Raw genomic sequence first — 18,819 nt, forward strand, 5'->3', positions numbered from 1 at the left:
GGGGCGCGGTGGGAGGTGGTTACGGGGGTACCACCCCTCACCGCGCGGGAGCTTCGCCGGCTCCGGGGTGCGGGCGTGGAGCCGGGAAGCCGGATGGGATCGGAGGGAACACTGCCAGCCCGGCCCCGGGAGCGGAACGCCTTTAATACAGATCTAAGCAAGAACTCGGTCCGCTTCACTCGGATCGGGCGGGGCGGCTCGCGCGCTCGCGGGCCAGGCGCCCCACGAGGCCGAAACGGCTGGCCTGTTTCGGCGTCGCCTCGGCGTCGGCCAGCAGCATCACGACGCTGGCGCCGCCCATGGCCGCGCGGTCGAGGCTGACCGAGCCGCCCGCGGACTGCGCCGCCCGGCGGGCGATGTCGAGCCCGAGGCCGGTCGAACCCTGGTTGCTCTGGCCACGCTGCATTGCCTTCTCCGGATCGGGGATGCCGGGCCCGGCGTCGTCGACACGGACGGCGACCCAGCCGTCGCGCCGTGAGATGCCCACCTCGAACGCCGTGCCCTGGGGGGTGTAGCGGAACACATTACCCAGAATGGCGTCGAGGGCGGCAGCCAGTTCGGCCCGGGCGACCGGGACCGGGATGCGCATCTGCGCGCCGACCACGCGGTAGTTGCGGTTCTGGTCGCCGGCCAGGGCCGACCAGAAGGTCATCCTTTCCCGCACGACCTCGCTGACGTCGCACACGCCGGGCTCGGGCGCGGCCGCGACCTGGGCCGCGACGGCCTGGCGGGTGGTGTTGATGAGCTCGTTGACCTCGCCCTCGAGCGTGACGATGGCCTGCCGGATGCGCCGGATGCCGCGGCGGCGGTCGATCTCGTCGGGGCTGAGGCTGATGATCTGGGTGTCGTCCGGGTCCAGGGCTTCGGCATCGAGCCGCAGCGCGGTCAGCGGCGTGCGCAGCCGGTGCGACAGGTCGGCCACCATCTCGCGCTCGCTGGTGCGCGAGGTGACCAGACGGTCGGCCATGCGGTTGAAGGCATAGCCGGCCTCGGCCAGCTCGCGCGGGCCGGAGGGCTGGATGCGGACGCCGAGGTCGCCCCCGCCCACGGCCATCGCCGCGTGCACCAGGTTGCGGGCCGAGGTGACCGCGCCCCGGGCCAGCCGGTCGACCACGATCACGCTCGCCGCGACCAGCACCAGTGCGATGCCCAGGAGCAGCCACCACGAGCCCTCGCCGCCGTCGAGGTCGCTGTCGGGCACGAAGACCTCGACCACCGACGTCTTGCCGGCGACGGTGATCGGCTCGAGCCGGACTAGCCCGCCGTCGACGTTCTCGGTGACCGTGGAGCCGCTGGTCGCCGCGTGCTGAACCTCGTCGCCGGGGGCACGGCCGCCGGCGGTCTGGCCCGGCGCGTACACCCTGACCCGGTCGCTGACGCCGTTCAGGGCGGCGGTCAGGCCCTTGGGGCCGGCGCCGGCCGACAGGGCGCCGACGATGCGGGAACTCTGCCGCTCGGCCGAGGCGAGCACCTGCTCGCGGTGGTCGTGACGCAGCTCGAAGCCGAGCGGGACGAGAAAGGCGAGGGCGGCGACGGCGGTGGTGGCGGCGGTGATGTAGGCCAGGCGGGCCCTCAGTCCGGCGCCACCAACCGGAATCCGACCCCCCGCACGGTGCGCAGGTAGCGCGGTTTCGCCGCGGACTCGCCCAGTTTCCGGCGTAGCCAGTACAGGTGCACGTCGATCGTCTGGTCCTCGCCGACCGATGGCTGTCGCCATACCTCCTCCAACAGCTCGCGACGCGACACCACCCGGCCCGGACGGGCGGCGAGGTACGCCAGCAGGTCGAACTCTTTGCGGGTCAGCGCGAGCGTCTGCTCGGCCAGGGTGGCGCTGCGCTCGCCGACGTCGACCCGCAGCTCGCCGACCTCGTGCACGGCGGGCTGGGCGGTGCGGCTGGCCCGGCCGACGCGGCGCAGCACGGTGGCGATGCGGGCGTCGAGGTGGGCGCCGGTGAACGGCTTGACCATGTAGTCGTCGGCGCCGGCCCGCAGCAGCCGCACGACGGTCTGCTCGTCATCACGGGCGGTAGCGATGATGATCGGCACGTCGGTGATGCCGCGGAGCATGCGCAGGGCGTCCGAACCGTCCAGGTCGGGCAGCCCGAGGTCCAGCACGACCAGGTCGGGCGTCTCGGCCGCGACCCGGCGCAGAGCGTCGAGCGCCGTGCCGACGGCGTGCACGGCATGCCCTCGATCGGCGAGCGACCGGAGCATGGCACCGCGCACGACGTGATCGTCCTCGACGAGCAACACCGTGGCCATGCGAAGAAGGTACTGCCCTCGGCAACCAGCGCCTAACCGGTGATGGAGGGACACCCTTCGATCACTCAGGGTGATGTTTTATCGTCTGTTGTGCCGATGTCGTTCACCCTTTTTCCCGGTACGCGTCTCACGCTCGCCCTTGAAAGCCTGGCCGGCCTGAGCGTGGGCGACGCGCTGGGCGCCCAGCATTTCGTGACCCGGGTCGACCCCGATAAGCCGCCACCCGCGCCGTGGCCGTGGACCGACGACACCGAAGAGGCGTGCTGCCTGGTCGCCGTGCTCGCCGACGGTGACTTCGACCGGGACGCGTTCGCCGACCTGCTCGGCCGCCGGCACGACCCCTATCGCGGGTACGGGCCGGGCGCGGTCGTGATGCTGCGGGAGATCCGTGAGGGGCTGCCGTGGCCGATCGCCTCGGCCGCCGCCTTCGAGGGCCAGGGCTCGGCCGGCAACGGCGCCGCCATGCGGGCCGCCCCGCTGGGCGCCTGGCACGCCGACTCGCTCGCCCACGCGGCCGCGCAGGGCGCCCGGGCGGCCGAGGTCACCCACGCCCACCCCGAGGGCATCGCCGGGGGAGTGGCGGTCGCGGTGGCGGCGGCGGTCGCGACGGCCGGCCGGCTCGACGGGCAGCGTCCGGCGCTGCTGCGGGCGGTGGCTGCGCACACCCCGGACGGCCTCGTCCGCGACGGCCTGCTCGCGGCCGGCCGGTTGAGCGATCCGCTCGAGGCGGCGTACGAGCTCGGCAACGGCGCCCGGGCGATGGCCCGTGACACCGTGCCGTTCGCCGTCTGGGTGGCCGACCGGTTCCTCGACGACTATCCGGGGGCGATCGCGGCCTGCCTGCGGGCGGGCGGCGACGTCGACACCACCTGCGCCATCGCCGGCGGCATCGTGGCCGCGCACACCGGCGTCGCCGGCATCCCGCCGGCCTGGTTGTCGGCCCGCGAGCCGTTGCCGGCCTGGCTGTCCGAGGCCGGCGGGTAGGCGGTTCCGGCCCCCGGGCAACCGGATCGCTACCGGCGCCCCGCTCAGATGCGGCGGCGCCCGGCCGAATCGGCGGTCATGTCGCGGGCCAAGATTGTCATCGTCGCCGCCGGTCTGGTGCTGGCCGCGACGTGGTCGCTGTACGAGCACACCCTGATCGACCTGATTCAGGCCGTGGGCATCCTCGCGCTGCTCGTGATGGTCGTGCGCATGCTCGGCCAGCGCGACGCCGACCTGCGCGCGCTGCGCCGCGGTATGGCTCGCGAGCAGGTGCTCAGCGAGGTCGGCACGGCCCTGATCCACACGACCGACCCGGCCGAGGTGCGCCGGCTGGCCGTCGCGGCGGCCGGGACGCTGCTGGCCGAGTGCCCCGGCGCCCGGGCCACCGTGTTCGGTATCGAGGGCGACACGTTCATGATCGCCGAGGCGGCCGGCGCCCACGCCGACGCCATGCGGGGCCGGGCGGTGCCCGCCTCCGTCGCCCCCGCGGAGCTGATCAACCGGCTGCTCGCGGGTGAGGTGGTGGTCGTTCACAATCCGGCCGAGCTGGGCTACACCGACGTCGAGCCGGCCGCCGACCGCCCGTACACGCTGCTGCCCCTGACCAACGGCGACCGGTTCTTCGGCGTGCTCTCGGTGAGTGCCGAGGACGAGCTGCCGGCCGAGGTCTTCCAGGCCCTGCAGGCGCTGCGCACCCAGGTGGCGCTCGCGCTGGCCAGCGTCGCCCTGACCGCGGAGCTGACCGACCGGGCCCTGCGCGACCCGCTGACCGGGCTCGGCAACCGGGCCATGCTGCGCGAGCGGCTGGGCGACGCGCTGGCCCGGTCCCGGCGCACCGGCCGGCCGGTCGGCGTGCTGCTGCTCGACCTGAACGGCTTCAAGCAGGTCAACGACGTGCACGGGCACAACGTGGGCGACCAGTTGCTGCAGACGGTGGCCGAGCGGCTGCACGAGTGCGTCCGCGACGAGGACACCGTCGGGCGCCTCGGCGGCGACGAGTTCGTGGTGATCACCGAGGACCTGGCCTCGGCCCGGGACGCGCTGGCGGTGGCCGAGCGGATCGTCCAGCGGCTGGACGAGCCGATCGCGGCGGGCGCCCGCAAGCTGCGGACGCCGGCCAGCGTGGGCGTCGCGCTGTCGCACGCCGAGGTCACCGGGCCGGACGAGCTGCTGCGGATGGCCGACACCGCGATGTACGAGGCCAAGCGGCGCGGAGGCGGCGGCCTGCAGTTGCACGGCGCTCTAAGCTCGGCTGTGTGAGCGACGAGGCGGATCCCGACGGGCTGGAAAGGCTGTGGACGCCGCACCGGCTCGACTACGTGACCGGGGCCGACAAGCCGGCGGGGTGCCCGTTCTGCCTGGCTCCCGAGGCCGACACCCTGGTGGTCGCGCGGGGTGAGCTGGTCTTCGCCGTGCTCAACCTCTACCCGTACAACCCGGGCCACCTGATGATCTGCCCGTACCGGCACGTGGCCGACTACACCGAGCTCACCGAGGACGAGACGGTCGAGCTGGCCGCCTACACCCGCACGGCGATGCGGGTGATCCGCTCGGTGAGCAGCCCGCACGGCTTCAACCTGGGCATGAACCAGGGCGCGGTGGCCGGCGCGGGCATCGCCGCCCACCTGCACCAGCACGTGGTGCCCCGGTGGGGTGGCGACGCCAACTTCATGTCGGTGGTCGGCCGGACCAAGGTGCTGCCTCAGCTGCTGGACGACACCAAGCGGCTACTCCTGAAGGCCTGGCCGACCTAAGGCTCGTACGCCCGCCGCAATTTCTTCCGCGCTCGGAGCGGTCGCCGGATCGGTGAGCCACTGCGTCACCACGCCCGACATCAGCGCCATCTGGGCCGAGCCGACCGAGCGCACCGTGGCCTCGTCCAGCTGATCCTCTTCAAGGCCGAGGGCCAGCGCGGCCATGCCCCGGCGGCCCGCCTCGACGCCCGCCGCCAGCTGGGCCCGCAGGTGCGGGTTGTGCTCGCTCTGGATCATCACCTCGACGCTGGCCAGCCACAGCTCGCGGTGCGTGGTGATCGAGCGGATGACCTTGCGCCAGAACCCGGTCACCGAGTCGCCGTCGTCCCCCTCGGGCTCGGCCGCCAGGGCCCGGGCCAGTTCGTCGCCCCAGTCCTCCATGGCGCCGAGCATGGCCGCGGTCATCAGCGCCTCGGTCGAGCCGTAGTGGTAGCCGATCGAGCCGAGGTTGGTTCCGGACAGGGCCACGATGTCGCGCGCCGTCGTCCGCGCGTAGCCCTTCTCGTAGAGGGAGCGCTTCGCTCCGGCCAGCAGGTCTTCCCGATGCCCCATGGTTGCTCACCCTACGATCTATACAAACGTATAATACGTTTGTATAGTAGCGGCATGACAGAGATCCTGGTTTCCGGCGCCGGCATCGCCGGCCCCGCTCTCGCCCAGCTCCTGACCCGTCAGGGCCACTCGGTCACCGTCGTCGAGCGGGCGCCCTTGCTGCGGTCGGCGGGCTACAAGGTCGACGTGCGCGGCGCGGCCACCACCGTGCTGCACCGGCTCGGCGTCTACGACCAGGCGCGGGCGGCCGACACCGGCATGCGGCAGATCACCTACGTCACCAAGGCGGGCAAGCCGTTCGCCGAGCTCCCGGCCGACCTGATCATGGGCCGCCGCGGCGACGACCTCGAGGTCATGCGGGGCGACCTGGGCCGCATCCTGCACGACGCGGCCGGCGCCGAGTTCGTCTTCGGCGACTCGATCGCCGAGCTGCACGACGGTCCGGACGGGGTCGACGTCACCTTCGCCAGTGGGCGCACCGGCCGGTTCGGGCTGGTCGTCGGGGCCGACGGGCTGCACTCGGCGACCCGGCGGCAGGTGCTGGGCGACGTGCCGCTGCGCCACCTGGGCGGCTACATCTCGATCTTCTCGGCCCCCAACAGCCTGGGCATCGACCGGGAAGAGGTCATGTACTCCGAGCCAGGGCGGCTGACCTTCGCGTACGCCATGGACCCGGCCGGCCCGGCCCGGATCGGCATGATCTTCGCGTCGGACGAGCCCGGCCTCGACCGGCGGGACGGCAAACGGCTGGTCGCCGAGGCGTTCGCGGGGGGCGGGTGGCGTACGGGCGAATTCCTCGAGTCGATGCGGGCCGCCGACGACTTCTACTTCGACTCGCTGACCCAGGTCGACGCGCCGCGCTGGTCGTCGGGCCGGGTCGTGCTGCTGGGCGACGCCGCGCACTGCCCGGCCCCGTCCTCGGGCCAGGGCACCAGCCTCGCCCTGGTCGGGGCGTGGGTGCTGGCCGACGAGCTGTCCCGCGCCGGGCATGCCGAGGCGTTCGCGACGTACGAGGCCCGCATGCGCCCCTACGTGGCCAAGAACATGGAGTTCGGCCGCAAGATGGTCAAGGACATGGTGCCCGGCGGCCGCCTCACCATCGCCTTCCGCAACTACGGCATGCGCACGCTGAAGTTCCACCCGCGTAAGGAGCAGGTGATCGAGAAGGTGCTGGCGCCGCTACGCGAGGCGGCGAACGCCATCACCGTGTAACTGAGCTTCTGGTCGCCGCTCCGCGGCTCCGGGATTTCGTCCCGGGAGGCCGATGAGATGCCGCACGGTTTTCCGCCGCCGCAAACCCTGCGGCGTCGAAAAACCGCACGTCATCTCATCGACGGTCGAAATCCTTCTTCACTCCCTCGGCCATATGTGGCGGCATGGGTTCGTGGCGGGCGTAGGTGCGGGTGAAGGTGCCCGCGCCCGACGAGAGCGCGCGCAGCTCCACCGCGTACCGGATCAGTTCGGTCGCCGGCACCTCGGCCCGCACCAGGCTGTGTGATCCGTCGGCCTCGTTCTCGGTGCCGAGCGGCCGGCCCCGGCGCCCCGACAGGTCGCTCATCACCGCCCCGACGTACGCCTCGGGCACCCGCACGACGATCTCGTCGATCGGCTCGAGCAGCGTGACCTGCCCGATCGCGGCCGCTTCGCGCAGCGCCAGCGCCCCGGCGGTCTGGAACGCGGCGTCCGACGAGTCGACGCTGTGCGCCTTGCCGTCGAACAGCGTCACCCGCAGGTCGACCACCGGGTAGCCGGCCGCCAGACCACGTTCGAGCTGGGCCTTCACGCCCTTCTCGACCGAGGGGATGTAGTTGTGCGGCACGGCCCCGCCGACCACCTTGTCGACGAACTCGAAGCCGGAACCGCGGGGCAGCGGCTCGACGTGGATGTCACACACCGCGTACTGGCCGTGGCCGCCGGACTGCTTCACGTGCCGCCCGTGGCCCCTGGCGGCCGCGCCGAACGTCTCGCGCAGCGGCACCTTGACCGGCTCGGTGTCCAGCTCGACGCCGCCCGCGCGCAGCCGGTCGAGCACCACGTCGGCGTGCGACTCGCCCATCGTCCACAGCACCAGCTGGTGGGTGTCGGGGTTGCGCTCGAGCCGCATGGTCGGGTCGCCCGCCACCAGCCGGGCCAGGTTCTTGGCCAGCGCGTCCTCGTCCGAGCGGGACTTGGCGACCACCGCGATCGGCAGCAGCGGCTCGGGCATCGACCACGGCTCCATCAGCAGGGGCTGGTCTTTGCTGCTGAGCGTGTCGCCCGTCTCGGCGCTGCCCGACTTGGTGATCGCGCAGATGTCGCCCGCGATGCACGAGCCCACCTCGCGCAGCTGCGCGCCCAGCGGGGAGTAGACGTGCGCGACGCGCTCGTCGGCGTCGTGGTCGGGGTGGCCGCGCTCGGACAGGCCGTGACCCGAGACGTGCAGCACCTGCTCGGGGCGCAGGGTGCCCGAGAACACCCGCACCAGCGACACCCGGCCCACGTGCCGGTCGATCGTGGTCTTGACCACCTCGGCCACCAGCGGGCCGTCGGGGTCGCACTGCAGCGGCGGCCGGGCCGAGCCGTCGACCCCGGTGACCACCGGCAGGTCGTGCTCGAGCGGGGACGGCGCGCCGCTGACCAGGCCGTCGAGCAGCGCGTCGAGGCCGACGCCGGTGCCCGAGCAGACCGGGATGACCGGGTAGAAATTGCCCCGCGCGACCGCCTTCTCGAGGTCCGGCAGCAGGGTGTCGGTGCTGATCAGCTCGCCGCCGAGATAGCGGTCCATCAGGGACTCGTCCTCGCTCTCGGCGATGATCCCCTCGATGAGCGCGTTGCGGTCGTCGGCGATCGGGTTCAGGTGCTCGGGCTCGGCCTCGCCGACCCGCGGCGGATAGCCCTGCGAGTAGTCGAGCACGCGCAGCGTGACCAGGCCGATCAGCCCGGCCACGGACTGGCCGTCGTCGCCCAGCATGGGCTGGTAGATCGGCATGACGTTCTCGCCGAAGGCCTCCTGGATGGTGGCCAGGGTCTCTTCGTAGTCGGCGCGCGGGTGGTCGAGCCGGGTGATCGCGACGGCCCGGGGCATGCCGACCGCGGCGCACTCGTCCCACAGGGCGACGGTGGCGTCGTCCACGCCGTCGACCGCCGAGACGACGAAGAGCGCGGCGTCCGCGGCCCGCAGGCCGGCGCGCAGCTCCCCCACGAAGTCGGCGTAGCCCGGGGTGTCGAGCAGGTTGATCTTCACGTCCTGGTGCACGAGCGGCGCGCAAGCCAGCGCGACCGAGCGCTGCTGGCGGACGGCGGCCGGGTCGTGGTCCGACACCGTGGTGCCCTCGGTCACCGAACCGGCCCGGGAGATCGTCCCGGTGGCGGCCAGCAGGGCCTCGACCAGGGTGGTCTTGCCCGCACCGGAGTGGCCCACCAGCACCACGTTGCGTACTCTGCCGGGCTCGGTCACCACCGGCGCCGCCGCGCCGTTGAGCCCCTTCTCGGAGGTCTTCTGGGCCATGGCGGTCGCTCCTGTCATTTCCGGACTGTTACGACGCTGTTGGTAAATCCCACACCCGTCGCCGTCCACCCCGCAACCCTATGTAGTCGGCAACGTTACGGCCTTGCCGGGGCGCGCTGACCAGGCTGACGCCGATAAGGTGGGACGGCCATGGCAAAGATCGTCCAAGTTTCCGCGCGCGCCGTAGTCGCCTACGGCGTCAACCCGACCGCCCGCTTCCTGCTGCGCATCGGGGTCACGCCCAACGCGGTCACGATCGCCGGCACCGTCGGCGTCCTGATCGGCTCCTACTTCGGCGCGATGGGCCACCTCATCTGGGGCACGTTCATCGTCACCGCCTGCGCGCTGACCGACGTGCTCGACGGCACGATGGCCCGCATGCGTGGCAGCTCCGGCAAGTACGGGGCTCTGCTCGACTCGTCCATGGACCGCATCGCCGACGCGGCGGTCTTCGGCGCGGTCGTCTACTACATGCACACCGAGGGCAACCCCTACGGCGGCATGATCGCCGCGCTGATCAGCCTGGCCATGGGTCAGGTCGTCTCGTACGTCAAGGCGCGCGCCCAGAGCCTCGGGCTCAACGCCGACGTGGGCATCGCCGAACGGCTCGAACGCCTGCTCATCGTGGGTGTCGGCGGTCTGCTCGGCGGGTTCGGGCTCGACTGGGGCCTGCCGGCCGCGCTGTGGGTGCTGGCCGCCCTGGCCACGGTCACCGTCTTCCAGCGGCTCATCCACGCCGCCCGCACCGAACCGCGGCCGGCCGACGTGCGCGAGGCCGAGGCCGAGGCCCGCGCGCTGCCGGACGAGTCCAAGGGCACGCCTGCGTGAAGGACCGCCTGATCGAGTTCGGCTACGCCGCCGGGTGGCGGGTGGCCCGGGCGCTGCCGCTCCCGGTGGCGCGCCGGCTCTTCACGGCGGCGGCCGACCGGGCGTACGCGAAGAACGGTCCGGGAACGCAGCGGCTGCGGCGCAACCTGCAGCAGGTGCGACCCGACATGCAGGACGAGTTGGTGCGCGACGGGCTGCGGTCCTACGCGCGGTACTGGCTCGAGGCGTTCCGGCTGCCCTCGCAGACCCGGCAGCAGTTCCTCGACGGGTTCGGCATCTCGCCCGAGCACTACGACTGGCTCAAGACGGCCATGACCGACGGCAAGGGCATGGTGCTCGCGCTGCCCCACGTCGGCAACTGGGACGCGGCCGCCGCCTGGGTCGTCTCCAACGACTGGCGCATGATCACCGTGGCCGAGCGCCTCAAGCCCGAGGGCGTGTTCGAGCAGTTCGTGGCCTACCGCGAAAAGCTCGGCATGGAGGTGGTGCCGCTCACCGGCGGCCAGCGCCCCCCGCTCGACGTGCTGGCCGAGCGGCTGCAGCAGGGGTACGCGGTGGCCCTGCTCGGCGACCGCGACCTGTCCCGCAACGGGGTCGAGGTCGAGTTCTTCGGTGGGCGCACCCGCATGCCGGCCGGGCCCGCGATCCTGGCCATCCGCACCGGCGCGCCGCTGTTCGCGGTCGACCTGTCGTTCACGCCGACGCAGACCTTCGCCGTGCTGCGCCGGATCACGCCGCCGGCCGAGGGCGCCCTCGACGTACGGGTCAAGGCGACCACCCAGATGCTGGCCGACGCCTACGCGCTCGGCATCGCGGACCATCCGCAGGACTGGCACATGCTGCAGAAATTGTGGCTCTAGGGGGTGTCATGCGGATCGGGATCGTCTCGCCCTACTCGTTCGACGTGCCCGGTGGCGTGCAGAACCACATCATGGACCTGGCCGAGGCCCTGATCGGGCTGGGGCACGAGGTCAGCGTGCTGGCCCCGGCCGACGAGGACTCCTCTCTTCCCCCGTACGTCGTGTCGGCCGGCCGGGCCGTGCCGCTGCCCTACAACGGGTCGGTGGCGCGCATCGCGTTCGGACCGGTGTCGACGGCCCGGGTGCGGCGCTGGCTCAAGGCCGGTCAGTTCGACGTGCTGCACGTGCACGAGCCCATGACGCTCTCGCTGTCGCTGCTGGCCGTGCTGTCGGCGCGGGGGCCGGTGGTGGCGACCTTCCACACGGCGATGACCCGGTCGCGGGCGCTGTCGGCCGCCCAGGGGATGCTGCAGCTGGTGGTCGAGAAGATCACCGCGCGCATCGCGGTCAGCGAGCTGGCCCGCAAGGTGCAGGTCGAGCACCTGGGCGGGGGAGCGGTGGAGATCCCCAACGGGGTGGCTGTCGCCAAGTTCGCCTCGGCGGCTCCGTTGGACGGATGGCCCGGGGATGGGGGCGCCCTGGGGTTCCTGGGACGCTTCACTGAGCCGCGCAAAGGCTTCGACATTCTGCGTGAGGCGTTTGTGCCTCTGGCTCGGCAGCGGCCGGGATTGCGGTTACTCGTGGCCGGCCCAGGCGACTCCGACGACCTCTACCGTGATTTTCCGCCCGATCTCCACGACCGCGTGATATTTCTCGGTTTAGTGTCGGAAGCGGACAAAGCTCGCATGTTGCGCAGTGTCGATGTCTATGTGGCGCCCAACACAGGCGGCGAGAGCTTCGGCATGATCCTCACCGAGGCGATGGCGGCCGGGACGGCCATCGCGGCCAGCGACCTCGATGCCTTCCGGCGGGTGCTCGACGGCGGCCAGGCCGGCGCGCTGTTCCCCACCGGCGACTCCCGCGCGCTGTGTGGGCTGCTGGATGCCCTGCTGTCCGATCCCGCGCGGCGCTCGGCGCTGGCCACTGCGGCCTCGGCGGCGGTGACGGCGTTCGACTGGCCCAGCGTCGCCCAGCGTGTCCTCGAGGTCTACGCGACGGCGATCGAGGCCACCGACGGCCGGGTCATGGACGAGGAGTGGTCCGAACCACGGTCGGCGTCATAACACCTGCGGGCGGCGGGGCACTACGATTCCGCCCATGTGGTGGGTCCTGGGTGTCGTCGCGGCGGCTGTGCTGCTCGCGGCGTACCTGTTCTGGACGGCTCACCGGGTCGAGCGGGTGCACATCCGGGCCCAGTCGGCCGAGCGCGCCCTCGACGCCCACCTGATGCGCCGGGCCGCGGCGGCCGCGGTGGTGGCCGAGCAGGCCGAGAACGTCGAGCTCTACGCGGCGGCCCGGCTCGCGCTGGACGCCGACCCCGACGAGCGCGAGTCGGCCGAGAACGACCTGACCCGCCAGTTGCAGGGGATCGCCCTGACCGGCTCCGGCGCGGCCACCCGCACCCTCGTGGCCACCAGCCGGCGGGTCGTGCTGGCCCGCCAGGTGCACACCGACCTGGTGCGTGACGCGCTGACCGCCCGCCGCCGGCCGCTCGTGCGGGCCCTGCGCATGGCCCGGCAGTATCCCCGCCCGCAGTACTTCGACATCGAGGAGCCGCCGATGCCGGCGGCCGTGCACATCCCGGCCCCAGCGGTGCCCGCGGCCCCGCTGGAACCGGTCTGAGTTCCGCTACCAGCCGCGCTCGGCCAGGCGGTGCGGCTCGGGCACCTCTTCGACGTTGATGCCGACCATGGCCTCGCCCAGCCCGCGCGACACCTTGGCGATCACGTCCGGGTCGTCGTGGAAGGTGGTCGCCTTGACGATCGCGGCCGCGCGCTGAGCCGGGTTGCCCGACTTGAAGATGCCGGAACCCACGAACACGCCCTCGGCGCCCAGCTGCATCATCATCGCGGCGTCGGCCGGGGTGGCGATGCCGCCCGCGGTGAACAGCGTGACCGGCAGCTTGCCCAGCTCGGCCACCTCTTTCACCAGCTCGTACGGGGCCTGCAGCTCTTTCGCGGCGACGAACAGCTCGTCCTCGGGCAGCGTCTGCAGCCGGCGGATCTCGGCCCGGATCTTGCGCATGTGCGTGGTCGCGTTCGAGACGTCGCCCGTGCCGGCCTCACCCTTCGACCGGATCATGGCCGCGCCCTCGGTGAGCCGCCGCAGCGCCTCACCCAGGTTGGTGGCGCCGCAGACGAACGGCACCGTGAAGTTCCACTTGTCGATGTGGTGCGCGTAGTCGGCCGGCGTCAGCACCTCGGACTCGTCGATGTAGTCGACCCCGAGCGACTGCAGCACCTGCGCCTCGACGAAGTGCCCGATGCGGGCCTTGGCCATGACCGGGATCGAGACGGCGTTGATGATGCCGTCGATCATGTCGGGGTCGGACATGCGCGACACGCCACCCTGGGCGCGGATGTCGGCCGGCACCCGCTCCAGCGCCATGACCGCCACGGCCCCCGCGTCCTCAGCGATCTTCGCCTGCTCCGGCGTGACGACGTCCATGATCACGCCGCCCTTGAGCATCTCCGCCATGCCCCGCTTGACGCGGGCGGTGCCCTTGTTCTCAGACATACGTGCAGGGTAGGCACGCCAAGGGTGCCGTCCGATGGCCAATCGACCCCAAGGTGGACTGGTTCGTGAGTGATCCGATCTCATAGGCCCCAGAGGCATCGTTCGGAAATCCCAGATCAAGATCAACTGCTTGATGTCGTAGCGGGGTGGGGGGTTACAGACCGTCGCTCCCGCCGAGGGCCCGGGCGATTCGAGCTGGCCGCTGGCGCGTCCAGAGCGCTCGAACCACCCGGGCGACCTGCGTGAGTGGTTGCGCTCAAAAACCCTTCCAAACCGCCCGCCGCCCCGCCCTCCCGGATCGTGCGCGCCTTCAGGAGGCTGGCCGGGCTGTCGTTCCCAGGTCGTGCGCGCCGTCAGGATGCTGGCCGGGCTGCGGTTCCGAGATCGTGCGCGCCTTCCAAGACGCCAGCCGGGCCGTACTCGCGGGATCGTTCGGCGCTTTCAGGACGCTGGCGGGACTGTTCTTTCGAGGTCGTTCGCGCTTTCAGGAGGTTCGCCGGGTCGCGCTCGCGAGGTCGTTCGGCGTTTTCAGGAGGTTGGCCGGGGCCGTGCTCGCGAGGCTGTTCGGTGCTTTCAGGAGGTTCGCCGGGCCGTGCTCACTGGGCTGTTCCGCGTTTTCAGGAGGTTCGCCCGGCCCTCCTGCCCAGACTGTTCAGCGCTTGCAGGACTCCCGCGGAGCCGTCCTCGTCGGAGAGGATGGCGGACACCTCGCGCGCCCGTTGGCGGTATGACGGCTCGGCGACGGCTGTGCGGATTGCCGCCGCCAGACGGGGTGCGGTCAAGCGCCGGAACGGGACGGCGGCCGGGGCGACGCCCAAGCGCACGAGGCGCTGCGCCCAGAAGGGCTGGTCGACCATCACCGGCACGGGGACGGCGGGCACACCGGCGCGCAGCCCGGCCGCGGTGGTGCCGGCGCCCGCGTGGTGCACGACCGCGGCCATGCGCGGGAACAGCCACTCGTGCGGCACCTCGGAGATCGTCAGCACGTCGTCGCCGGACGCGTCGAGCCGTGCCCATCCGGCGCTGAGCACGACCCGTACGCCGGAGTCCCGGGCGGCCTGTCGGACCAGCGAAGACACCGCCCGGCTGTCCCGCGCGGGCATGCTGCCGAAGCCGACGTAGACCGGAGGCGGTCCAGCGTCCAGGAAAGCGGTCAGCTCCGGCGGCGGCGTGAAGTCCGGCTCGGGAGCGGCCCACCAGTAGCCGACCGTGGCACACGACGACGGCCAATCCTCGGGCTGCGGAACCACGTGCGGGCTGTAGCCGTAACAAATGGGCCACCCGGACGCGTCAAGACTTCGCAGCCATTGCCGGTGCCCGATGGGCGGAAGCCCCAACTCGGCCCGCAGCGCCCGCACGCCGGCCCGGTAAGGCAGCTGCCCCACCTCGAGCACAGCCCGCGCCGCCGCCCGATTACCCCAGCCACCCAGCGACCGCGTAGTCACAGTGGCCGGCGGAAACAACCGGGTCGGCGTCATGGGCTGCAGATAGACCCCCATGCTGGGCAGCCCAAGCCCCTCCGTCACATGCCCACCGATCCACCCGGCCGGCGTCAGCAGCAGAACATCGGCTCCTCGGGCGGCCGCAACCATGGCCCGCCCCAGCGGCAACGCCTGCGCGCCCACCGACTGGTTGACCGCCAGAATCCCGCCCAGCGACCCAGCCTTGTCGAGCAACTCCTCACGAGTATCAAGCGGCAGCGCCGCGTACCCGAGCCCGTGCCCCACCACCAGCTCTTCAAAGAGCCCATGCGTAGCGACGACAACCTGGTGCCCCGCCTCCCGAAGCCGCACCCCAAGCCCCACGTACGGCACGACGTCCCCACGACTACCCACGGCCAGCGTCACGATCCGCATAGACAGATCCTGACGTAACCGCCCTGTCGAAACCCTGAGACAGCCCGCTCTGCCGTCGCAACCACGCCCGGCCAACCGAGCGTTATGCACGGCGCCGCCGAGTTTCGCCTGCACCAGTTTGTCCATGGGTTTGGGGTTTCGAGCGCAACCACTCACGCAGGTCGCCCGGGTGGTTCGAGCGCTCTGGACGCGCCAGCGGCCAGCTCGAATCGCCCGGGCCCTCGGCGGGAGCGACGGTCTGTAACCCCCTACCCCGCTACGACATCAAGAATTTGATCTTGATTGTCAGTCTTTCTTCTCGACGAGGACCAGCCAGTTTCCGGTGTTGTCGCGCATGACGGCTTCGATGCCGTAGGGGCGGTCGGACGGTTCCTGCAGAAACTCGACGCCGGCGGCGGACAGCTCGGCGTATGTCCGGTGGCAGTCGTCGACGTTCAGGCCGAAGCCGCCCATCTGGCCCGATTCGAGCTGGCGGCGGATGAAGGCGGCCGACTCGGGGGATAGCGGCGGGCCGGGCGTCATCAGCGTCACTTCCAGTTCGGGCTGGTTGGGGTGGACGATCGTCACCCAGCGCACCCGGCCCATGGTGGCGTCGACGCGGGGCTCGAAGCCCAGGTGTTTGACGTAGAAGTCGCGGGTGGCGTCCTGGTCCAAGCAGTACACGGTCATCAGCGAGATGTTGAGGATCATGTCTCGACCGTAGGGCGGGCGCCGGTGGCGGGCTTCTCCGAAATTGCGATCACTCCGTGCATGAAGAGCCAGCAGCCGGGGATGTGCGGCGCTTCGGTGGCCCAGCGTTTCTGGTACGCCGTGGGGCTCTCGCCGACGAGCTCGGTGAACCGGGACGAGAATGATCCGAGCGACGTGAATCCGACTGCCATGCAGACCTCGGTGACCGTCAGGTTCGCGTACCGAAGCAGCTCTTGGGCCCGGGCGATGCGCCGCCGTGAGAGGTAGCGCATGGGGGTCTCGCCGTAGGCTGCGCGAAACGCCCGTACCAGATGGAACCGCGACATGCCGCCCAGCGCGGCCAGATCGCTCAGCCTGAGATCCCGCGCGCTGTTGCGGTCGATGTGGTCGCGGACTCTGCGCAAGGCGAACACCGGTTCAGCCTAAGCTCGGCAGGGTGAACATCGGAGTGCTGGCTTTGCAGGGGGATGTGCGCGAGCATCTGGCCGCGCTGGCCGAGAGCGACGTGCTGGCCCGGCCCGTCCGGCGGCCCGAGGAACTGGCCGAGGTCGAGGCTCTGGTCATCCCCGGCGGGGAGTCGACCGCCATCAGCAACCTGGCCGTCTCGTTCGGGCTGCTCGACCCGATCCGGAAGCGGATCGCCGACGGCATGTCGGTCTACGGCTCGTGCGCGGGCATGATCATGCTGGCCGCGAAGGTGCTCGACGGGCGGCCCGATCAGGAGTCGTTCCAGGGCATCGACATGACCGTGCGGCGCAACGCGTTCGGCCGGCAGGTCGACTCGTTCGAGGGCGACGTGACCATCGACGGCATCGCCGGCGGCGATTTTCACGCCGTCTTCATCCGGGCGCCATGGGTCGAAGAGGTCGGCGACGACGTGCGGGTGTTGGGCCGCGTCAGCGGCGGGCGGGACGCCGGTAGGATTGTGGCCGTTCGGCAGGGGAACCTGCTCGCCACGGCTTTCCACCCGGAGCTGACCGGCGACCTTCGTGTCCACCGGTACTTCGTCGAGATGGTCCGCCAGGCCGCCTGACACAACGGAGGTTTTCGCATGTCCGGCCACTCCAAGTGGGCGACGACCAAGCACAAGAAGGCCGTCATCGACGCCAAGCGCGGCAAGATGTTCGCCAAGCTGATCAAGAACATCGAGGTCGCGGCCCGCACCGGCGGCGGCGACCCGGCGGGCAACCCCACGCTCTACGACGCCATCCAGAAGGCCAAGAAGAGCTCGGTTCCCAACAACAACATCGACAACGCGGTCAAGCGCGGCTCCGGGCTCGAGGCCGGCGGCGCCGACTGGCAGACGATCATGTACGAGGGTTACGGCCCGAACGGCGTCGCGCTCCTGATCGAGTGCCTCACCGACAACCGCAACCGCGCCGCCACCGAGGTGCGCACGGCGCTGACCCGCAACGGCGGCACGTTCGCCGACGCCGGCTCGGTCTCGTACCTGTTCAACCGCAAGGGCGTCATCATCGTCCCGGCCGAGGGCATCAGCGAGGACGACCTCATGCTGGCCGTCCTCGACGCCGGCGCCGAAGAGATCAACAACCTCGGCGAGTCGTTCGAGATCGTCAGCGAACCGACCGACCTGGTCGCGGTGCGCACGGCCCTGCAAGAGGCCAACATCGAGTACGACTCGGCCGACTCGTCGCTGCTGCCGACGATGAACGTCGAGGTCGACGAGGAGGCCGCGCGCAAGGTGCTCAAGCTGGTCGACGCGCTGGACGACTGCGACGACGTGCAAGAGGTCTACACCAACGCCGACATCAGCGACGACGTGCTGGCGGCCATTGACGCGTGACGCCTGGTCGTGTGATCAGTAGGGTGCGGGGCGTGCCTTCCTTCAGGCTGCCCCGCATCGAGGACGCGACATCTGAGGCCTGACGACTGGTCGTGCGACCAGTAGAGTGACGGGACCGAGCCACTTCGGCGTGGGGGTGCGACCTGTCGTGACCGGCCTCTCTCTTCCGCCCATCGAAGATCTCGAACTCGACGACCTGGCCACCCTGCCGCGGCACTACCGGTACGAGCTGCGCGACGGCAACCTGGTCATCGCGGCGCCCCCGAGCTTCTGGCACAAGGTCATCGCCGGCCGCGTCCTGGTCATGCTGCACAAGGCGGGCCTCAATGTCTTTCAGGATCCCGGCGTACGCGGTGACCGCCCCCGCGACTGCCGGGTGCCCGACCTCGGCGTGGTGACGCGCCTGCCGGCCGGGGTGGCCACCTACTCCCATCTGCCCGCGTCGTCGTTCGGGCTGGTCGTCGAGGTCGTCTCGGAGGAATCGGCCAACGGCGAGTACACCGACAAGGCCGCCTGGTACGCCGAGCACGGCGTCCCGGAGTACTGGATCGTCGACCAGACCCCCGACCGTGACGAGGGGGACGCCTTCGTCTTCGTGCACCGCCTGCTGCTGGCCGGCGGCGAGCCCATCTACGGCCGCGAACGCAATGTTCTCCTGTCCGAGCTCGAACGCGAATATCCTGATTTCAACTCGTGACAACTGGTCGTGTGACCACTAGTCTTGGAGGCAGAGCTGATCCGGCGTGGCATGACCTGGAGAAGCGCGGCTTGCTGCCGGTGGTGGAGCCGACGCTGGCTGAGACGATGAAAACGCCGACGGCAAGGACTACGCCGAACTCGAGGGGGCGATCCGTGACACATACGTCCCGGTTTTCTGCCCGGACGGGCTGTGGGAGAAGGTTGCCTAGATGCGCCGCGCGCTGGCTGGTCACAGTGCACATCGTGGACCCTCGGTGGTCGACCTGGTGATCGCAGCGTCGGTGATCCGCCTCCGAATGACCGTATTGCATGAGGATCGTGACTTCGAAACGGTTGCCCGCTTCGTGCCCGAGTTGAAGCAGCACTGGCTTCGTGAAGGGCCGCCGAAGCAAGAGGCAATGTCGGCCGTCGATGGGTGACGGTGTTT

At 71.0% G+C, this 18,819-nt stretch carries 20 protein-coding genes; 12 read left to right on the forward strand and 8 right to left on the reverse strand.

The window, feature by feature from the left end; all coding sequences use genetic code 11:
• Positions 1–175 precede the first annotated feature (175 nt).
• Both OWR29_RS29845 and OWR29_RS29850 read right to left on the reverse strand, forming a co-directional pair.
• Positions 176–1,555 (reverse strand): HAMP domain-containing sensor histidine kinase, encoded by a 1,380-nt coding sequence (locus tag OWR29_RS29845; RefSeq protein ID WP_267566893.1) that lies wholly within the window; start codon positions 1,553–1,555, stop codon positions 176–178.
• 17 nt (positions 1,556–1,572) lie between these two features.
• Positions 1,573–2,262 carry a response regulator transcription factor gene (locus OWR29_RS29850; protein ID WP_221377956.1) on the reverse strand — a complete coding sequence of 230 codons (690 nt, stop codon included), beginning with the start codon at positions 2,260–2,262 and terminating at the stop codon, positions 1,573–1,575.
• A 96-nt stretch (positions 2,263–2,358) separates the two neighbouring features.
• On the opposite strand from OWR29_RS29850, the gene OWR29_RS29855 reads away from it, so the two are divergent.
• The 3 genes from OWR29_RS29855 to OWR29_RS29865 all read left to right on the forward strand — a co-directional run bounded on the left by OWR29_RS29855 (position 2,359) and on the right by OWR29_RS29865 (position 5,000).
• Positions 2,359–3,246 (forward strand): ADP-ribosylglycohydrolase family protein, encoded by an 888-nt coding sequence (locus OWR29_RS29855; RefSeq protein ID WP_267566645.1) that lies wholly within the window; start codon positions 2,359–2,361, stop codon positions 3,244–3,246.
• A gap of 78 nt (positions 3,247–3,324) precedes the next feature.
• Complete coding sequence (locus tag OWR29_RS29860) at positions 3,325–4,506, forward strand: diguanylate cyclase domain-containing protein (protein WP_267566647.1); 1,182 nt, start codon at positions 3,325–3,327, stop codon at positions 4,504–4,506.
• Entirely contained in the window at positions 4,503–5,000 is a 498-nt protein-coding gene (locus OWR29_RS29865; protein ID WP_267566648.1) for an HIT family protein, read from the forward strand. Before OWR29_RS29860 ends, OWR29_RS29865 begins: the two co-directional genes overlap by 4 nt.
• Here OWR29_RS29865 and OWR29_RS29870 read toward each other — a convergent pair.
• Positions 4,974–5,552 (reverse strand): TetR/AcrR family transcriptional regulator, encoded by a 579-nt coding sequence (locus tag OWR29_RS29870; protein ID WP_267566649.1) that lies wholly within the window; start codon positions 5,550–5,552, stop codon positions 4,974–4,976. The two genes, OWR29_RS29865 and OWR29_RS29870, sit on opposite strands and share 27 nt — an antisense overlap.
• Before the next feature lie 54 nt (positions 5,553–5,606).
• Between OWR29_RS29870 and OWR29_RS29875 the strand changes: the two genes are divergently transcribed.
• A complete protein-coding gene (locus OWR29_RS29875) occupies positions 5,607–6,764 on the forward strand; it encodes an FAD-dependent monooxygenase (protein ID WP_267566650.1) in 1,158 nt (385 codons plus the stop codon).
• 115 nt (positions 6,765–6,879) lie between these two features.
• On the opposite strand, the gene OWR29_RS29880 is transcribed toward OWR29_RS29875, so the two are convergent.
• The gene (locus OWR29_RS29880) at positions 6,880–9,039 is read right to left on the reverse strand and encodes an elongation factor G-like protein EF-G2 (RefSeq protein WP_267566894.1); all 2,160 of its coding nucleotides are present in this window, start codon (positions 9,037–9,039) and stop codon (positions 6,880–6,882) included.
• 150 nt (positions 9,040–9,189) lie between these two features.
• Between OWR29_RS29880 and pgsA the strand changes: the two genes are divergently transcribed.
• Genes pgsA through OWR29_RS29900 form a run of 4 tightly spaced genes read left to right on the forward strand, consistent with a single transcriptional unit; the run spans position 9,190 to position 12,449 of the window.
• Positions 9,190–9,867 carry a phosphatidylinositol phosphate synthase gene (pgsA, locus tag OWR29_RS29885; protein WP_267566652.1) on the forward strand — a complete coding sequence of 226 codons (678 nt, stop codon included), beginning with the start codon at positions 9,190–9,192 and terminating at the stop codon, positions 9,865–9,867.
• Positions 9,864–10,727, forward strand: a complete 864-nt coding sequence (locus OWR29_RS29890; protein ID WP_267566653.1) for a phosphatidylinositol mannoside acyltransferase — start codon at positions 9,864–9,866, stop codon at positions 10,725–10,727. The genes pgsA and OWR29_RS29890 overlap by 4 nt, the downstream gene beginning before the upstream one ends.
• An 8-nt stretch (positions 10,728–10,735) precedes the next feature.
• Positions 10,736–11,890, forward strand: coding sequence for a glycosyltransferase family 4 protein (locus OWR29_RS29895; protein ID WP_267566655.1), 1,155 nt, complete (start codon positions 10,736–10,738; stop codon positions 11,888–11,890).
• A gap of 34 nt (positions 11,891–11,924) precedes the next feature.
• The gene (locus tag OWR29_RS29900; RefSeq protein ID WP_267566656.1) at positions 11,925–12,449 is read left to right on the forward strand and encodes a hypothetical protein; all 525 of its coding nucleotides are present in this window, start codon (positions 11,925–11,927) and stop codon (positions 12,447–12,449) included.
• A 6-nt stretch (positions 12,450–12,455) separates the two neighbouring features.
• Here the strand turns inward: OWR29_RS29900 and pdxS are convergent, their stop codons facing one another.
• The 4 genes from pdxS to OWR29_RS29920 all read right to left on the reverse strand — a co-directional run bounded on the left by pdxS (position 12,456) and on the right by OWR29_RS29920 (position 16,302).
• Entirely contained in the window at positions 12,456–13,343 is an 888-nt protein-coding gene (gene pdxS / locus OWR29_RS29905) for a pyridoxal 5'-phosphate synthase lyase subunit PdxS (RefSeq protein ID WP_251798936.1), read from the reverse strand.
• Between the two features lie 617 nt (positions 13,344–13,960).
• Positions 13,961–15,199: a glycosyltransferase gene (locus OWR29_RS29910; protein WP_267566658.1), complete on the reverse strand. Its 1,239-nt coding sequence runs from the start codon at positions 15,197–15,199 to the stop codon at positions 13,961–13,963.
• Between the two features lie 285 nt (positions 15,200–15,484).
• Positions 15,485–15,889: a VOC family protein gene (locus OWR29_RS29915; RefSeq protein ID WP_267566659.1), complete on the reverse strand. Its 405-nt coding sequence runs from the start codon at positions 15,887–15,889 to the stop codon at positions 15,485–15,487.
• Complete coding sequence (locus tag OWR29_RS29920) at positions 15,886–16,302, reverse strand: helix-turn-helix domain-containing protein (RefSeq protein ID WP_267566660.1); 417 nt, start codon at positions 16,300–16,302, stop codon at positions 15,886–15,888. The genes OWR29_RS29915 and OWR29_RS29920 overlap by 4 nt, the downstream gene beginning before the upstream one ends.
• A gap of 23 nt (positions 16,303–16,325) precedes the next feature.
• Here OWR29_RS29920 and pdxT point away from each other — a divergent pair, with 23 nt between their 5' ends.
• The 4 genes from pdxT to OWR29_RS29940 all read left to right on the forward strand — a co-directional run bounded on the left by pdxT (position 16,326) and on the right by OWR29_RS29940 (position 18,811).
• Positions 16,326–16,922, forward strand: a complete 597-nt coding sequence (gene pdxT / locus OWR29_RS29925; protein ID WP_267566662.1) for a pyridoxal 5'-phosphate synthase glutaminase subunit PdxT — start codon at positions 16,326–16,328, stop codon at positions 16,920–16,922.
• A gap of 18 nt (positions 16,923–16,940) precedes the next feature.
• Positions 16,941–17,693, forward strand: a complete 753-nt coding sequence (locus OWR29_RS29930; protein WP_267566663.1) for a YebC/PmpR family DNA-binding transcriptional regulator — start codon at positions 16,941–16,943, stop codon at positions 17,691–17,693.
• A 148-nt stretch (positions 17,694–17,841) separates the two neighbouring features.
• On the forward strand, positions 17,842–18,390 hold the full coding sequence (locus OWR29_RS29935) for a Uma2 family endonuclease (protein ID WP_267566664.1): 549 nt from the start codon (positions 17,842–17,844) through the stop codon (positions 18,388–18,390).
• 211 nt (positions 18,391–18,601) lie between these two features.
• Entirely contained in the window at positions 18,602–18,811 is a 210-nt protein-coding gene (locus OWR29_RS29940; RefSeq protein ID WP_267566665.1) for a PIN domain-containing protein, read from the forward strand.
• Positions 18,812–18,819 lie beyond the last annotated feature (8 nt).

It is taken from the genome of Paractinoplanes pyxinae (genome assembly GCF_026626335.1).
GTDB lineage: Bacteria > Actinomycetota > Actinomycetes > Mycobacteriales > Micromonosporaceae > Actinoplanes > Actinoplanes pyxinae.

Bases quoted from the DNA above. Each gene is read 5' to 3' on its own strand.
- OWR29_RS29895 (WP_267566655.1), top strand. From the start codon at position 10,736: ATGCGGATCGGGATCGTCTCGCCCTACTCGTTCGACGTGCCCGGTGGC.
- OWR29_RS29900 (WP_267566656.1), top strand. From the start codon at position 11,925: ATGTGGTGGGTCCTGGGTGTCGTCGCGGCGGCTGTGCTGCTCGCGGCG.
- pdxS (WP_251798936.1), bottom strand. From the start codon at position 13,343: ATGTCTGAGAACAAGGGCACCGCCCGCGTCAAGCGGGGCATGGCGGAG.
- OWR29_RS29930 (WP_267566663.1), top strand. From the start codon at position 16,941: ATGTCCGGCCACTCCAAGTGGGCGACGACCAAGCACAAGAAGGCCGTC.
- pgsA (WP_267566652.1), top strand. From the start codon at position 9,190: ATGGCAAAGATCGTCCAAGTTTCCGCGCGCGCCGTAGTCGCCTACGGC.
- OWR29_RS29860 (WP_267566647.1), top strand. From the start codon at position 3,325: ATGTCGCGGGCCAAGATTGTCATCGTCGCCGCCGGTCTGGTGCTGGCC.
- OWR29_RS29940 (WP_267566665.1), top strand. From the start codon at position 18,602: ATGCGCCGCGCGCTGGCTGGTCACAGTGCACATCGTGGACCCTCGGTG.
- OWR29_RS29850 (WP_221377956.1), bottom strand. From the start codon at position 2,262: ATGGCCACGGTGTTGCTCGTCGAGGACGATCACGTCGTGCGCGGTGCC.
- OWR29_RS29910 (WP_267566658.1), bottom strand. From the start codon at position 15,199: ATGCGGATCGTGACGCTGGCCGTGGGTAGTCGTGGGGACGTCGTGCCG.
- OWR29_RS29855 (WP_267566645.1), top strand. From the start codon at position 2,359: ATGTCGTTCACCCTTTTTCCCGGTACGCGTCTCACGCTCGCCCTTGAA.
- OWR29_RS29915 (WP_267566659.1), bottom strand. From the start codon at position 15,889: ATGATCCTCAACATCTCGCTGATGACCGTGTACTGCTTGGACCAGGAC.
- OWR29_RS29870 (WP_267566649.1), bottom strand. From the start codon at position 5,552: ATGGGGCATCGGGAAGACCTGCTGGCCGGAGCGAAGCGCTCCCTCTAC.
- OWR29_RS29880 (WP_267566894.1), bottom strand. From the start codon at position 9,039: ATGGCCCAGAAGACCTCCGAGAAGGGGCTCAACGGCGCGGCGGCGCCG.
- OWR29_RS29875 (WP_267566650.1), top strand. From the start codon at position 5,607: ATGACAGAGATCCTGGTTTCCGGCGCCGGCATCGCCGGCCCCGCTCTC.